Source organism: Bradyrhizobium sp. cf659, from assembly GCF_900113725.1.
Taxonomy (GTDB): Bacteria; Pseudomonadota; Alphaproteobacteria; order Rhizobiales; family Xanthobacteraceae; genus Bradyrhizobium.
In genome coordinates this window covers 252,584-266,487 of record NZ_FOQJ01000001.1, presented here as the reverse complement: position 1 = coordinate 266,487, position 13,904 = coordinate 252,584, and the positions used below count along the sequence as shown (strand labels likewise).

The 13,904-nt window shown below is 64.0% G+C and carries 14 protein-coding genes; 4 read left to right on the top strand and 10 right to left on the bottom strand.

Annotation, left to right across the window (positions count from 1 at the left end):
• Position 1: 1 nt before the first annotated feature.
• Positions 2 to 535 carry a cyclic pyranopterin monophosphate synthase MoaC gene (gene moaC / locus BM118_RS01295; protein ID WP_092181172.1) on the top strand — a complete coding sequence of 178 codons (534 nt, stop codon included), beginning with the start codon at positions 2 to 4 and terminating at the stop codon, positions 533 to 535.
• Between the two features lie 8 nt (positions 536 to 543).
• Here the strand turns inward: moaC and BM118_RS01290 are convergent, their stop codons facing one another.
• The gene (locus tag BM118_RS01290) at positions 544 to 732 is read right to left on the bottom strand and encodes a Flp family type IVb pilin (RefSeq protein ID WP_092181169.1); all 189 of its coding nucleotides are present in this window, start codon (positions 730 to 732) and stop codon (positions 544 to 546) included.
• 284 nt (positions 733 to 1,016) lie between these two features.
• Here BM118_RS01290 and BM118_RS01285 point away from each other — a divergent pair, with 284 nt between their 5' ends.
• A complete protein-coding gene (locus BM118_RS01285; RefSeq protein WP_177234121.1) occupies positions 1,017 to 3,737 on the top strand; it encodes a bifunctional diguanylate cyclase/phosphodiesterase in 2,721 nt (906 codons plus the stop codon).
• Here BM118_RS01285 and BM118_RS01280 read toward each other — a convergent pair.
• The 8 genes from BM118_RS01280 to BM118_RS01245 form a co-directional block, all read right to left on the bottom strand.
• Positions 3,734 to 4,345 carry an RNA polymerase sigma factor gene (locus tag BM118_RS01280; RefSeq protein WP_092181163.1) on the bottom strand — a complete coding sequence of 204 codons (612 nt, stop codon included), beginning with the start codon at positions 4,343 to 4,345 and terminating at the stop codon, positions 3,734 to 3,736. The genes BM118_RS01285 and BM118_RS01280 overlap by 4 nt on opposite strands.
• A 357-nt stretch (positions 4,346 to 4,702) precedes the next feature.
• Entirely contained in the window at positions 4,703 to 5,188 is a 486-nt protein-coding gene (locus BM118_RS01275; protein WP_143099396.1) for a hypothetical protein, read from the bottom strand.
• A 167-nt stretch (positions 5,189 to 5,355) separates the two neighbouring features.
• On the bottom strand, positions 5,356 to 6,132 hold the full coding sequence (locus BM118_RS01270) for a cytochrome c3 family protein (protein WP_441299743.1): 777 nt from the start codon (positions 6,130 to 6,132) through the stop codon (positions 5,356 to 5,358).
• Positions 6,132 to 6,839 (bottom strand): iron reductase, encoded by a 708-nt coding sequence (locus tag BM118_RS01265; protein ID WP_092181156.1) that lies wholly within the window; start codon positions 6,837 to 6,839, stop codon positions 6,132 to 6,134. Before BM118_RS01265 ends, BM118_RS01270 begins: the two co-directional genes overlap by 1 nt.
• Before the next feature lies 1 nt (position 6,840).
• Positions 6,841 to 8,790, bottom strand: coding sequence for a 2Fe-2S iron-sulfur cluster-binding protein (locus BM118_RS01260; RefSeq protein WP_092181153.1), 1,950 nt, complete (start codon positions 8,788 to 8,790; stop codon positions 6,841 to 6,843).
• A 23-nt stretch (positions 8,791 to 8,813) separates the two neighbouring features.
• A complete protein-coding gene (locus BM118_RS01255; RefSeq protein ID WP_092181150.1) occupies positions 8,814 to 9,665 on the bottom strand; it encodes a Spy/CpxP family protein refolding chaperone in 852 nt (283 codons plus the stop codon).
• On the bottom strand, positions 9,643 to 10,056 hold the full coding sequence (locus BM118_RS01250; protein ID WP_092181147.1) for a DUF1622 domain-containing protein: 414 nt from the start codon (positions 10,054 to 10,056) through the stop codon (positions 9,643 to 9,645). Before BM118_RS01250 ends, BM118_RS01255 begins: the two co-directional genes overlap by 23 nt.
• Complete coding sequence (locus tag BM118_RS01245; RefSeq protein WP_244550028.1) at positions 10,053 to 11,273, bottom strand: OpgC domain-containing protein; 1,221 nt, start codon at positions 11,271 to 11,273, stop codon at positions 10,053 to 10,055. Before BM118_RS01245 ends, BM118_RS01250 begins: the two co-directional genes overlap by 4 nt.
• A gap of 218 nt (positions 11,274 to 11,491) precedes the next feature.
• Here BM118_RS01245 and BM118_RS42640 point away from each other — a divergent pair, with 218 nt between their 5' ends.
• Positions 11,492 to 11,992 carry a hypothetical protein gene (locus tag BM118_RS42640; protein WP_349527665.1) on the top strand — a complete coding sequence of 167 codons (501 nt, stop codon included), beginning with the start codon at positions 11,492 to 11,494 and terminating at the stop codon, positions 11,990 to 11,992.
• A 71-nt stretch (positions 11,993 to 12,063) separates the two neighbouring features.
• Positions 12,064 to 12,207 carry a hypothetical protein gene (locus BM118_RS39865; RefSeq protein WP_177233925.1) on the top strand — a complete coding sequence of 48 codons (144 nt, stop codon included), beginning with the start codon at positions 12,064 to 12,066 and terminating at the stop codon, positions 12,205 to 12,207.
• Between the two features lie 82 nt (positions 12,208 to 12,289).
• On the opposite strand, the gene BM118_RS01235 is transcribed toward BM118_RS39865, so the two are convergent.
• Positions 12,290 to 13,627: a S41 family peptidase gene (locus BM118_RS01235; RefSeq protein WP_092181144.1), complete on the bottom strand. Its 1,338-nt coding sequence runs from the start codon at positions 13,625 to 13,627 to the stop codon at positions 12,290 to 12,292.
• Positions 13,628 to 13,904 lie beyond the last annotated feature (277 nt).

The window sequence follows — 13,904 nt, the reverse complement described above, 5'->3', positions numbered from 1 at the left end:
CATGGCGCGCAAGCCGGCCAAGACAGGGCCCACCAAGACCAGGCCCGCCAAGACCAAGGCCGGCCCTGCCCTCACCCATATCGGCGCCTCCGGCGAGGCGCGGATGGTGGACGTCTCGGACAAGCCCGCGACCGAACGGCTTGCGGTCGCGGAAGGCCGCGTCCTCATGACCACGGCGACGCTGGATCTCATTGTCTCGGGCAACGCCAAGAAAGGCGACGTGCTCGGCACCGCGCGCATCGCCGGCATCATGGCCGCCAAGCGCACCTCGGAGCTGATCCCGCTCTGCCATCCGCTCGCGCTGTCGAAGGTCACGGTCGATATCGAGCCCGACGCGAAGCTGCCGGGCTGCCTCGTTCGTGCCAGCGTGAAGGTGACGGGCCCGACCGGCGTCGAGATGGAGGCGCTCACGGCCGTGTCCGTCGCCTGCCTCACCATCTACGACATGATCAAGGCGGTCGAGCGCGGCGTGCGCATCGAGGGCATCCATCTCGTCGAGAAGCTCGGCGGCAAGTCCGGCCATTACCGCGCCTGAGCCCGGCGCTATTTCAGCGACGTGCTGATCGACCCGAATTTGGTGTTGAGCTTGCTGCCCATGCCGTTCACGACGGTGATGATCGCAAGCGCGATGCCGTCCGCGATCAGGCCGTATTCGATCGCGGTCGCGCCGCGCTCGTCGGCGAGGAAGTTCTTCAAGGCGTCATCGTCGTGTCCTCTCTGTGTCGTTGGCATGCGTGTTCGCAAATCACGTGCCAATGCCGCCTTGAGGATCGTCAGCACGTTAGATGGTTAAGCCTTGGTTGACCGGCGCATGACCGGCAGGAATTGATCGGCATCGCAGGAACCTTGCGGCAATTCCTGCACGTCCAGCATCCCGCGTATCGATTGCTTTTGCGTGTGGGCATTCATGTCGCATTAACCGCGCTTCCTAACTTCGCCTCCACACCGTTCCCGTAAACCGACGGATGTCTTGAGGACCAGGAATTGATCCTGGCGTGTGCGCGGCAACGATCCACATGATGACGAAATACGGCAGTCGCCTCTTTGACCAGGCTTTCGTGCGCAGCGGACCGATCCGCTGGCTGGTCGTGGGCGGCACGCTGCTGATCGCCGCGATCGCCGTCGGCGCGGTCCTGATGGCGCAGAACTTCCGCGAGCGCGCGCTGCGCAACTCCGGCCGCGAGCTCGAAAACACCGTGCTGATGCTCGCCCATCATTTCGATCAGCAGTTGCAGGATTTCGCGGTCATCCAGAAGGATTTTGTCGACCACGTCCGCGCGATCGGCATTGCCAGCGCGGAAGACTATCGCAAGCGCCTTTCCGGCCAGGACATCCACCGTCTGCTGCGCTCGAAGATCGAGGCGCTTCCCTACATGGGCGGCGTCAACGTCATCGATGCCGAGGGCAATCTGATCAACTCGTCGACGGCGTGGCCGGCTCCGAAGGTCAACGTCGCCGATCGCGCCTATTTCCGCACCTTCCGATACGCCCCCAATGCACCCGATGTCCTGATCGAGCCGGTGCATAGCCGCGTTTCGGGCGCATGGACCATCCTGATCGTCCGCAAGATCGTCGGCCCGAACGGCGAGTTCATGGGCGTGGTCGGGCGCGGCATCGAGCCGGCCAATTTCGAGAAGTTCTTCGAGTCCGTCGTGCTCGGCGAAGGCGCGACGATCTCGATGCTGCATCGTGACGGCACCCTGCTCGCCCGCTACCCGCATTCCGGCGAATTGATGGGGCGGAACTTCAAGAACGGCCCGTTCGCGCAGCAGAGAGTCTTCAGCCTCGACCATTTTGCCGGACGCTTCATCAGCCCCGTCGACGGCGAGGACCGCCTGATCTCCTCGCATGCCCTGCCCCACTTCCCGATCCTGATGATGGCCACCGCGACGCGCGCGGCGGCCCTGACGGACTGGCGCGAGCAGATCGGCATCCTGATCTCGGTCGCCGCCTCTTCCGCGCTCGCCATCGCCGGCGTGCTGATCGCGATCGTGCGCAAGCTTCTCGAGCAGCACCGCCTCTCGCGGGAACGGCTGACGCTGGAAAAGCAGCGTCTCGACCGCGCCGTCAACAACATGACCCAGGGCCTGCTGCTGTTCGACGCCGAGCAGCGGCTCGTGGTGTGCAACGAACGCTATATCGAGATGTACGGCCTGTCGCCCGAAGTGGTGAAGCCCGGCTCCAGCTTCCAAGACATCATCGCCCACCGCAGGGCGACCGGTTCGTTCGCCGGCGACGTCGACGACTATGTCGCGCGCGTGCTGGGTGACGTCCACGCGCGCAACTCCATGGTGGTCGACACCGCCGACGGGCGCTCGATCCACATCCTCAACGAACCGCTCACGGACGGCGGCTGGGTGGCGACGCACGAGGACATCACCGAGCGCCGGCGCATCGAGGAGCGCATCACCCACCTCGCCCATTACGACGCGTTGACCGACCTGCCCAACCGCGCCATGTTCCACGAGCATCTGCGGCAGGAGCTGGCCGCCATCGCCGACGGCGAACAGATCGCGGTGCATTACATCGACATCGACGAGTTCAAGGGCGTCAACGACGCGCTCGGCCACCTCGTCGGCGACGAGCTCCTGAAATCGGTCGCAGCGAGCCTCAGCCGCTGCGCGGGCCCGGCGGATTTCGTGGCGCGACTCGGCGGCGACGAATTTGCCATCGTGCAGAGCGCAGTGACGTCGCCGGACCAGGTCAACGATCTCGTCGCCCGGGTTTTCGAGACCATCCGCGCACCCTTCGACTGCATGGGCCACCACCTCACCACCGACGCCAGCATCGGCATCGCGCTGGCGCCGGGTCACGGGACCGCGCTGGACCAGCTCCTGAAGAACGCGGACATGGCGATGTACGCCGCCAAATCCGCCGGACGCCGCACCTATCGCTTCTTCGAGCCGGAGATGGACGCCAAGGTCCGCGAGCGGCGGCAGCTCGAGATCGACCTGCGCCACGCCATCGCCGATGGCGGCCTCGAGGTCTATTACCAGCCCTGCCTCGGCCTGAAGGACGATCGCATCACCGGCTGCGAGGCGCTGGTGCGCTGGCGCCACCCCGATCGCGGCATGGTTTCGCCGGCCGAGTTCATCCCGATCGCGGAGGATACCGGCCTGATCAACGAGATCGGCGAATGGGTGCTGGCGACCGCCTGCCGCGACGCCGCTACATGGCCCGACGACATCCGTCTCGCCGTCAACGTCTCGCCGGTGCAGTTCAAGAGCGGCACGCTGGCGCTGAAGATCATGGCGGCGCTCGCCGCCTCCAATTTACCGGCGAGCCGGCTCGAGCTCGAGATCACCGAGGCGGTGCTGATCCGCGACGACGACGCCGCGCTGGCGATCCTGCACCAGCTCCGCGCCATCGGCGTGCGCATCGCGCTCGACGATTTCGGCACCGGCTACTCCTCGCTGAGCTACCTGCACCGCTTCCCGTTCGACAAGATCAAGATCGACCGCTGCTTCGTCAACGACATCGCCGGCCCCGACGGCTCCGCCAGCATCGTCCAGGCCGTCGTCAACCTTGCGGCCGCGCGCCGCATGACCACCACCGCCGAGGGCGTCGAGACCGAGGAGCAGCGGCGCCTGCTCCGCACGCTCGGCTGCTCCGAGATGCAGGGCTATCTGTTCAGCGCCGCAAAGCCGGCCGGCAAGGTGCTGGAGCTGTTCGCACTGCATCGCAGCCGGCTCGCCCAGCGCGACGGCAGCGAGAGCCGCCGCCGCGAGGCGGGTTAGGTCGGACTTCTGTTGTCGGCGCAGCGGCATTCCCAGAAGCTTTCCTCCAAACACACAACGCAGGTCTGCTCAAGACGCTCCTTCAGGGCGTGTCGGGCGCGATGAAGGCGAACGGTCAGGTTGTTGACGGTCACGCCCAGATCGGCTGCAACCAGCTCCCGCGGCTCACCGGCGAGATCCACCCTTCTGATGACTTCGGCATGTTCCGGCTTCAGCAGGGATAGATGGGTATGAAGGCACTCGCAGACCGCGGCATTCGCCGCGGGATCCTGATCGGCCGCGAGACGCTCGTTCAGCTCATGCGGGAACGGCATCTCTCGCGTTCTGCTCTTTGACGTCTGACGGTGAAAGTCGGCGATGGTGGTCGCCAGGACCCTGCTCAACCAGCCTCGAACCGAGTCCGCATCACGAATGTCGCCGGACCGCTCCAGCGCGCGCAACATGAACGCCTGGAGCACCTCCTCCGCTTCCGCCTTCCCGCCAAAGCGTCGCTGTAGATAGCTGCGGAGGCGATCGTAACTGCCGACGAGGGCGGCACGAACGACTGCGTCCTGCACATCCAAGGGACCGGCTGTCTGCTCCGGCAGACTCTCGTTCGGCGATTTCATGACGCATCGTCCTTGCATGACATTCGGTAGATCGCTTCGTTGGAGCGGAAACGCGTCAAATCCGGCACGACTGCGATCCGCGGATGCAGCAGGCCCCGAACAAGGGTCGCGAGAGATCACCGCTCCAGCGGCGTTCGCGCGGTGACCTTGCCTTCCGCAAGCCGGTGATCGCCATGTCGGCGTTCTTCCGCTCAACACGCAGCGCGCGCGAGCAACAACCGAGACCGGTCCTGTCGCTTCGCCATGTGCGAGGTCTTGGCGCGCACCGCCATCATCCGCTGGGGCTTAGCGCCCTTCGCAGACGTGTCGATCCGCGCTCAAACCTGGAGCGAGGCAGTTCGATCTTCGGGAGCTATCTCAGACGATGGGGGGCCGGTAGTGACGACGGAACGCACCTTCGTCGCCGATCACATCAGGCTTCGCCTCACAGCGCGCGTGCGGCACGACAAACTCCGCAATCGCCGGCGCTTGAGGCGACACGGCGCTGAAGCACAGCACCGAGCCGCAGCAGGTGGCATGCCGGTCGCCAGGGCGGTCCTGATCGTCGTCACAATCCCCGGCCATCGCAACGTCATGCGAATGTACCGTCGATCCGGCACCTTCATCGTGCTGGTGCTCATGCGCATGCGCGGGCTGATCGGCCGGATGCGCGCACTGAACCGATGCATCCAGAGCGGTCGAGAACGCAAGCGACGGGGTCATCGACGCAAGCAGATAAGCGATGGCGACAAGCCATCCCCACCACCTTCGCCTTGGCTTTCTCAAGCCAATCATCTGTGCACCCACTGCCTCGATCCGGAACATATAGCTCTGGTTGCAGGTACGGCCAACAGAAAACGACACTCCCGGCATCGACAATGCGAGAGCGACAATGAGCCTCGTCCACTATGCGGGAGTTCCGGGCTCCACATCCCTATCCGGCCGCGCGATGCGGCGTGAAATCGGCCTCCGATTTTTTTCGTCGAGCCCTGTAATATGCGGCATCCATCTCCGTCGCACGGCCAGGCCAGTCAATGATGCTTCATCCAGCCGGCGCCCTTGATGTCGTTGAACGAGTCGGTTCTGTGACAGAGAAAGCATTGATCGACTGACGCGTGCTCCTGTCCCGTGATCATCCGATCCATCATGACGAAGTGGCCCATATAGTGGCTCGGCGGCGCCTGATGGCATTGGGCGCAGTCCCTCGACGTTGGCGAGGGGTGCAGGAAATCGACGATTTTCCAAGACGCGAGCCCATGGCACTCCGCGCAGTTCCGTCCAAACAATTCGCGGTGCGGCTCCCGGTTGCTGTGGCAGCTGGCGCAATCGAGCTCCGCCCTTTCCCGCCGGTCTGACTTTGGCAGGCCGAGAAACTCCTTCAGGTCCGCAGTTAGTTGATCGGCCGCGGCCCGGTCAAACAACTTCCTGCCGGAGGGAGACGTTGCGACTTGAAGCAGTGACGCGTGGTCCATCCTGATCGGCCGCAGTTCACCCATGTGCTCGAGATGGCAGCCGGAACATTGATTGCCCGCCGTAGCATGAAAGGCCGTCGACTGCTTTGCGAGATCCCCGGCGGAAGGCGCATGACAGGAGATGCAGGCCGCTGCATCGACGCCCTTGACTGGCGTGTGGCAGCTCTCGCATCTGTCGGACAGAAATGCATGCTTCCCGGAAAGTGGCCCGGGCGTCACAAACCTTGCCCACCCTGGAACGACCTCGGAGCCGCCCCGATACAGAGCGATCGACACGACGGCCACGCTTGCGACGGCCAGTGTCGCGATCACGGCGTAGAGCATGCCCTTGATCATCACGCGAGCCACCGCAGCCCGTAATGGACCTCGGCCGCCACATGCACCGCGAGCAGCGCATACATGACGATCGCCGCCATGACATGCAGCCCGATCCATTGCAGGAAGATCTTCTTGATCGCTTCGCTCGATCCGATCGCCGATTCGAGATCGGAAATGCCATCGACGAGCTGCAGCAGGGGCACATTCCGCAACGCCGATGCAGGCACGGCGGTCCCGTCACGCACCACCCGATCGGGCGACGACATGGCCGACGCAATGTGCTCATAGGCCGACCTCAAGGTCGCCAGGTGCGACTGCTGCTGGCGGAGCTCCATCGCGGTTTGCGGCAGGTAGTAGCGTCCGACAAATCCGGTGACGACAACGATCAGCATGCTGGTCACCAGGGCGATCCCGAGCGGACTTTGAAACTTGTGCCCCGTGTGCAGAAGCGCGAAAAATGCCGCGACGATTCCGGCATAGGCGTGAAACGCCAGGAGCGTCGGCATCGACACGCATCGCGTGACCAGGGCCTTCAGACCCGCGCTGTATTTCGTCATCGGATAGACGAGAAGAAGAATCATCAGCACGGCCGCGCCGGCCCCGAGGACGAAGCCGGCGAGGCTTCCTGCGAACCGGCTATCGGAGTGCAGCAGGAACGCCGGCACCAGCAACAACAGGGCCGCCAGTGCGACGTCGGCGATCAGGCGCCCTCTCCGATCCATCATGTCAGGCCTCGACGACCAGATCTCCGACCGATCTCGCCTGGCAGGCCAGGATCAGACCGTTCGCCTTGTCGTCTGCGGTCAAGGCGTCCTGGACTTCCATCGTGACGTTTCCTTGCAGCAGATGCGTCTTGCAGACGCCGCAGACCCCAGCCCTACAGGAATAATCGATCGAAACGCCCGCGCTCTCGGCCACCTCCAGGACGCTCTTGTCCGGAGGCAGCGCCACGACCTTGCCGGATCTCGCAAAGCGAATGGTGGCCGTTGCAGGGCCGGCCACCGCGTCCCCTTGATTGCGCGCTTCAACTCCCGGCATCGGCGCTTCGGCGCCGGCCTTGCCGGGAGGTGGGACGGCTCCGCGGGCGGGCCCGAAGGCCTCCGTCTTGATCTGCTCACGGGGCACGCCGAGCCCGATCAATGTCTTCCTGAGCGCGTCCATCATTCCGGGCGGACCGCACAAGTGAACGCGTCGTCTGGTGAGATCAGGCACAGCCTGTGTCAGGAGCTCGGCCGTGATCTGCCCCTCGCTTCCCATCCACGACGTGCCCGCGGCCCGCACCATCGTGGCCGCGACGTGCAAATTGTTCATCCTGCGTTGAAGATATTCCAGCTCGTCCCGGAAAATGAACTGCTCGGTCGTCTGCGCGCCATAGACGAGGTAGATCTGGCCGGGCCATGCAATATCCGAGAGATATCGGATCGCTGCCATCAGCGGCGTGATGCCGACACCGCCACCGATCAGGACGACGCTATCGGCTTCCGTGCCGGTGAACGTGAAGGCGCCGGAGGGGCCTGCAACCTCGATGAGGTCTCCCGCCTTCAGGTGGCCATGCATGTAGTCGGACAGAAGCCCGCCGTCTTCGCGCTTGATCGTGGTCTCGACGTAGGCGGTCTGGGCCGCCGACGACGCGATCGTGTAGGAGCGCCTGACGGTCTTTCCGTCGATCTCGATGGTATAGGTCAGGAATTGCCCCGGCACGAACGCAAACGGAATCGCGCCGCCGTCTGGTGCTTGCAGACGGAAGGTCTTCACGTTCGGCGTCTCCTGATAGATCGCGCAGATCTTCAGCCTGCCCTTCCAGGAGCGGCCCGGTTCGACTCGCGCAGTATCGCGATTTGTCTGTTGCGCAGGTGTCACCGCGGCCTTCTCGTCCGGCGAGCTGACGGCCGTCGCGGATGGGACGGCCGCAGCAACAGCCGGAACGGCCGCAGCCCGCGTCAGCCGATCGACCAGCGCGTTCGCCCGGCGCATGCGCGCGACATAGACGGCAAGCAGCGTGAGCGAGAACAGCACCAGCAGCGCCATGGTCGTGACGTGAAACCAGGAGATTCCCTGCGTGCCGTCATCCGCAGCCATGGTGCCGCGCTGAGGCAGCAGGTTCATCTGCGACTTGAACCACGCCTGCGCGATCTGCTGCGGCGGCTTGCCCTCGTGCAGCGAACGCAGCGCGACCACGCCGCTCTGAACCGCGTTCAGGGACTCGCGAAGCCGCCGCGACGCCTGATCTGCCGCGACGATATCGCCTCCGGCGATAGCGTGCCGCAGATCCATTTCGGCAGTCGCCAGGCGATCGGCCTCCGCGCTGATCCGCTCGCGCGCCTGGACCTCCAGCCTGCTCCGCTGCTCGGCGGACAGCGCCGGCATGTCCATCAATGCCGGGTAGAACTCCTTGCGCGGCCGGCCCATCATGCCGTCCATTCCACCCATCATCCCCGGCGTGGCGCCGCTGGGCGGCACATCGGCCGCACCGCCTGCCGAGCCGGACGCTGCGGGATGATGTGCGGCGTGGTCGTCCTCTGCCTGCGCCAGCTCCCAACGCTGAGCGACCTGCCCTGTCGGATGCGCGCGGCCGAGGCCGAAGTCCGATGCGAGCACGGCATTCGCCACAAGCTGGCTCGTCAGGACGACGAGCGCAGACAGGCCGGCTCGACATCGAAGGGGCAGACCGAACATGATCTCGCTCTCGATTCCAGAGCTCAGAACGATGCAATCAGAGGCAGCAGGATCGTGTCTGCGGTCTGCTTCTGGCTCTCGTTCAACGACGCGTAGAGCCGCGTGAAGGCCAGGCGGGCCGATTTGATCGCCTCCAGACGCTCGGACAAATGCCGCTCGTAATGCTCCAGACGGTCGGCGCTTCCCGACCTGTCATCCATCGCGAGCATCTTGCGCGCTTCCAGCAGGTGCTGCCGGCTCGAACGCAAGGCGTCGGCGACACTGTTCCAGTCGGCGGCCTGCTTGTCGCTGATCTGCAGTTCGGCCTTCAGGAAGGCGATCCGCCCCTCGACCCGCTCTGTCACATCCACCGGGCCGCTCATCGCACCGCTGCTGCCGGACGAACTCATCTGGCCGCGCATCATCTTCTCCATCATTTGCATCATTTGCATCATGCCGGAGCTCTCCTGACAGCCGGCGCCCTGGCAGTCCCGCATCTGGCTTTGTGGCGGCATCTTCATCTTGTCATCGTTCATTCGACCGCCGCTCATGTTCTGCGGCTGCCCCGCTGGCTGGCCCATGTTCATCTTGTCGCTGGAATCCGATGGGGCCGGCATCTTCGACATCTTGTCGTCATCCATCATGGCGGTCCGGGCAAGACCGGCGGCGATTGCGGGCGACAGCCCAACCGGCCCCAGGGCGAGGACGGCAAAGGCGGCTGCGCTCACGACGAATTTTCTCGAACGGTTCATGGTCACTCTCCGGGTGTTGATTTGGATGGTCATCTGCTCATCGAGGTCGGCGATGAGGACAGCGTGGGGCGGGTCAGGCCATATAGACGCGATGCGCCGGCAACTCTTACGCAGGGAAGTGTCAAAGGCCGCCGCGGGCTGCATCGCTTACCTCCCTGTCATGCCTTCGCCACGGCCATCGCCCCTCGATTTCAATCTGGAGCGAGAAGCTCAGGAACGTGCGGATCACGATGATCAGCGCCAGGATGCCGAGCCGGTCGAACGACGGCACGATCGCGACCATTCCGATGATGTCGGCGGCAATCAGGAATTCGAGGCCAAGCAGGATGCCGCGACCAAGATTGGCGCGATAGGAACGAAATGCATCGGCTGGCGCGCCGCGCCGCATCTCGTTCAGCGACCAGACCGTTGCAGCAAGCACTCCGCAGACGATGACCACCACGCCGAGCAGCTCGATGGTCGAGGCGGCCCAATGCAGGCCGTGCAGAATGAGGCCGCGGATCTCTTCGGTGAAGATCAGCCCGGACGTCATCATCCGCCGCCCTCCTCGGTCGAGCGGCTCCTGTCGATGCCCTTCGACCACGTCCGGTAGTAGGCGACGATCGTCATGATCCACAGGCCGGCGGCACCGACGAGCAGCTGGGCCCATAACCCCTCGGATCCGGACTCGAGCACGAAATGTGCGACGAACGACAGAAAGAGGCCGACACAGAACACGGACAGCGACTGCTGACCGCATCTGATCAAGGGTTGGAGCACCGGCGACTTCAGACCGGGCCAGTCGATCGGAATGAGCGAGACGACGATGAACACCAGGCTCGCCAGATGGATGACGCGATAAGGACCCAGATTGGTCTTGTCGTTTGGAATGAAGACGGCGGCGAGCCCCTCGGGAATGTAGTCCCGCAGCCCCGGAATTCGTTCCGCCAGCGTCATCGCGAGCGCAAGGATCAGGAAGCCGCTACTGAGGACGAGCAGCGTGCGGGACGACAGCAGCCAGCGGCTTGCCGCCGCCCCTCCCAACGCCAGCCAGGCTCCGAATACGAAAAGCAGCTGCCAGGCGAACGGATTGAAATACCAGACTCCGGCCGGATAGGACGGCAGATTCAATTCGTAATGTCGGGCGGCCAGATAGAGGCCGAGCGAGCCGATCATCACTGCATTGCGCCATCGCAGCATGAACCAGAGCACGACGGGAAACGCGGCCATCAGCACGATGTAGAGCGGCAGAACGTCGAGATTGAGCGGCTTGAACTTGAGGACCGGGCCCTGCGAGAGCGTCTCGACGGGAAAGTCCATGAGCGGCGCGACGTTGAACTGATCCATCAGGTGAAGGTCGTCGAACCTGTGCGCGAGGTAATGCACGGCGGTGAGATAGACGAAGAACAGCAGCAGGTGGGCGACATAGAGCTGCCACACCCGCCGCAGCAGCCGGGTTGCGCCGATGACGAAGCCACGTTCCATCATCATCGAGCCGAATACGAACGTTGCGGTGTATCCGGAGATCAGCACGAACAGATCGGCGCCATCACTGAAGCCGTAGTTTCGCGTCGTGAACCAGGCGAGCGCAGAATCCGGAATGTGTCCGAGAAAGATCAGCCAGTTCGCCAGACCGCGAAACAGATCCAGGCGCACATCGCGCCGCGGCTTGATCAGCACCGACCTGATCGTGATCGTCTCCCACAACCGGCGGTGCAAGAGAAACGCAACTTGCAAGGGCCGACTGGGGGCGTGAATGGTCTCGTCAGTCAACGGTGCGTTCTCCATCTCTGCGGTCAACTCTTTGTCGGATCGCAACCGTTGTCGCCGCTCATTCGCGCGGCACGCTAGGTTGCGTCATTGATGCCGGTTTGACGGACATCAAACTCGATCGACGCACCAGCCAAATCTTTTTGTGATTCAATCGCGTAAGGAATCGAGGCGCCCGTCGTCCTCAACCGGAAGAGTTATCGGTCACGACATCTCTCGGCATGATCGAGGGCTTTGCGCGCGACCTGCGATTTCTCGCAGCGGCAAGAATTTTTTTCTGTAAGGAGATCGATGTTTCTCGTCGCCTGCGGCAACACGACGATCCGCGCAACGACGCACGCGAGCGCGCGCGTCGACATTTGATCTTGCTCAACCTACACAATCAAGCTCCGGGTTTGGTTGTTGCTCGATCGAGCCACCGGGACTTGATTGACACCAACTCGAAGAGATCAACAGGAGAAACCAGAATGAGTCACCGCAAGCTGATCGTCGCCGCGGCGATCATGTCGTTCGTTGCGTTGCCCGCCATGGCGCAGACGAACACGACCGATGAGAAGAACGGCCATCACTACTCGGGCGGACCGAAGACCGAGGTCCCGCACCACATGGGCAAGAAGGAGAGCGACGGCGGGACGACCAGCGGATCCGGCGGCAGCCACCATTACGGCGGCGGACCGAAGTCCGAAGTCCCGCATCACACGGGTCCGAAGAAGCAGCAATGACGATCGGGCGGTGATCCCGCCGCTCGCGAAGATGCGGGTTCACCGCCTGCCGAGCGAGCGACGCACGCGCCATGCCGCTCGACGCCTATGTCGCGGAGGTCATGCAATTGCTGGAGCTGCGGGTTCATCCCCGCGACGAAGTGCTGGTCGACGCGACCGCGCCCGCCGCTGCGCCGAGCGCGACGGGCGCTACGAGGCGACCTTTGCCGCCATGAACCCGAGCTGACGCGAAGTCCCAAAACGAATTCGCCCGGGAGCGGTCATCCACTCCCGGGCGATATCTGGACGTCGCGACGTTTAGTTCGGCACCGCAGCCTTCGGCGCGGGCTTCGCGGCGACCGCATTCGCGGTGACGCCGTGCAGGAAGTCGTAGGCCGCGTGCAGGGCCTTGTCGTCCTTCTCTTCCGGCGGGACGTAGGACTGCGATCCCGTCTGCTCGGTGCCGTCGGAGGCCGACAGATGGCCGCGCATCTGGGACTCCGCCATGGTATCCATCCGGCCCTTCAGCTCGGGCGGCACGTCCTGGAGGATCTCGATATCGGGCGCAATGCCCTGGGCCTGGATCGATCGGCCCGACGGCGTGTAGTAGCGCGCCGTGGTCAGCGCCAGCGCGCCATTGCCGGCGCCGAGCGGAATGATGGTCTGCACCGAGCCCTTGCCGAACGAGCGCGTGCCGATGATCGTGGCACGCTTGTGGTCATGCAGCGCGCCGGCGACGATCTCCGAGGCCGAAGCCGAGCCGCCGTTGACCAGAATCACCAGCGGCTTGCCCTTGGTGAGGTCGCCGCCGTGCGCGGTGAAGCGCTGGGTTTCCTCCGGATTGCGGCCGCGGGTCGAGACCACCTCGCCGCGCTGAAGGAATGCGCTCGACACTGACACGGCCTGGTCGAGCAAGCCGCCGGGATTGTTGCGCAGGTCCATCACATAGCCCGCGAGCTTCTCCTGCGGGATCTCCCTGGAGATCGCCGCGATCGCCTTCTTCAGGCCGTCGGTAGTCTGCTCGTTGAACGAGGTGACGCGGATATAGCCGATGTCGCCGTTCTCGACGTGGAAGCGGACGGGCCGCACATGGATGATCTCGCGAGTGATCGCAATGTCGAGTGGCGCGTCGGCGCCCTTGCGCACGATGGTGAGCTTGGTCTTGGTGTCGACCGGGCCCTTCATCTTGTTGACGGCCTGCTCGAGCGTCATGCCCTGCACGGCATCGCCATCGATCTTGCTGATGAGATCGCCGGACATGATGCCGGCCTTGGACGCCGGCGTGTCGTCGATCGGCGAGACGACCTTGACCAGGCCCTCCTCCATCGTGACCTCGATGCCGAGCCCACCGAACTCGCCGGAGGTGGTCTCCTGCATCTCGGTCCAGGCCTTGTCGTTCATGTAGCGCGAATGCGGATCGAGCGAGGTCACCATGCCGGTGATTGCGCCTTCGATCAGCTTGGCATTGTCGGGCTTCTCGACATAGCTTGCCTTCACGCGCTCGAAGACTTCGCCGAACAAGTTGAGCTGGGAATAGGCATCATCCGCGTTCGCTGCCGCCCGTGCCGCCCACACGCCGCCGTGCGGACTGGCTACCAGAAGGGTCAAACACGCTCCGGTGAGCGCGCCCAGGGGGAACAGCAGGGTTTTCCGCATGGATAGGCTGGCCTTTTTGCTTTAGCGGTTCTCTTGGGGCTTGGGAGGCGCCATGCAAATGGCGATCCAGCCCGCTTCTCACAATACCATTCTGGTTTCTTCAAGGCCGGGCTGCCACGCCGGCGGGTACACCGTAGAAATCCCTTCGCCCGGACCTAAACTTTTGGCAACGTTCCGAAACCGTTTCGCGCAAATCGGCAACCGGTCGACCGACCCACGCCCCGCAGCTATGCGATTTTAGGATGGTTTTGGAGAGCTGGACGGGTTAGGCGATGAA

What these genes read in the sequence shown, in the direction of transcription:
- BM118_RS01255 (WP_092181150.1), bottom strand. Translation starts at nt 9,665, where the DNA reads ATGCAGCCCGCGGCGGCCTTTGACACTTCCCTGCGTAAGAGTTGCCGG.
- BM118_RS39865 (WP_177233925.1), top strand. Translation starts at nt 12,064, where the DNA reads ATGCCGCTCGACGCCTATGTCGCGGAGGTCATGCAATTGCTGGAGCTG.
- BM118_RS01285 (WP_177234121.1), top strand. Translation starts at nt 1,017, where the DNA reads ATGATGACGAAATACGGCAGTCGCCTCTTTGACCAGGCTTTCGTGCGC.
- BM118_RS01280 (WP_092181163.1), bottom strand. Translation starts at nt 4,345, where the DNA reads ATGAAATCGCCGAACGAGAGTCTGCCGGAGCAGACAGCCGGTCCCTTG.
- BM118_RS01250 (WP_092181147.1), bottom strand. Translation starts at nt 10,056, where the DNA reads ATGATGACGTCCGGGCTGATCTTCACCGAAGAGATCCGCGGCCTCATT.
- BM118_RS42640 (WP_349527665.1), top strand. Translation starts at nt 11,492, where the DNA reads ATGATCGAGGGCTTTGCGCGCGACCTGCGATTTCTCGCAGCGGCAAGA.
- BM118_RS01260 (WP_092181153.1), bottom strand. Translation starts at nt 8,790, where the DNA reads ATGTTCGGTCTGCCCCTTCGATGTCGAGCCGGCCTGTCTGCGCTCGTC.
- BM118_RS01235 (WP_092181144.1), bottom strand. Translation starts at nt 13,627, where the DNA reads ATGCGGAAAACCCTGCTGTTCCCCCTGGGCGCGCTCACCGGAGCGTGT.
- moaC (WP_092181172.1), top strand. Translation starts at nt 2, where the DNA reads ATGGCGCGCAAGCCGGCCAAGACAGGGCCCACCAAGACCAGGCCCGCC.
- BM118_RS01270 (WP_441299743.1), bottom strand. Translation starts at nt 6,132, where the DNA reads ATGATCAAGGGCATGCTCTACGCCGTGATCGCGACACTGGCCGTCGCA.
- BM118_RS01265 (WP_092181156.1), bottom strand. Translation starts at nt 6,839, where the DNA reads ATGATGGATCGGAGAGGGCGCCTGATCGCCGACGTCGCACTGGCGGCC.
- BM118_RS01290 (WP_092181169.1), bottom strand. Translation starts at nt 732, where the DNA reads ATGCCAACGACACAGAGAGGACACGACGATGACGCCTTGAAGAACTTC.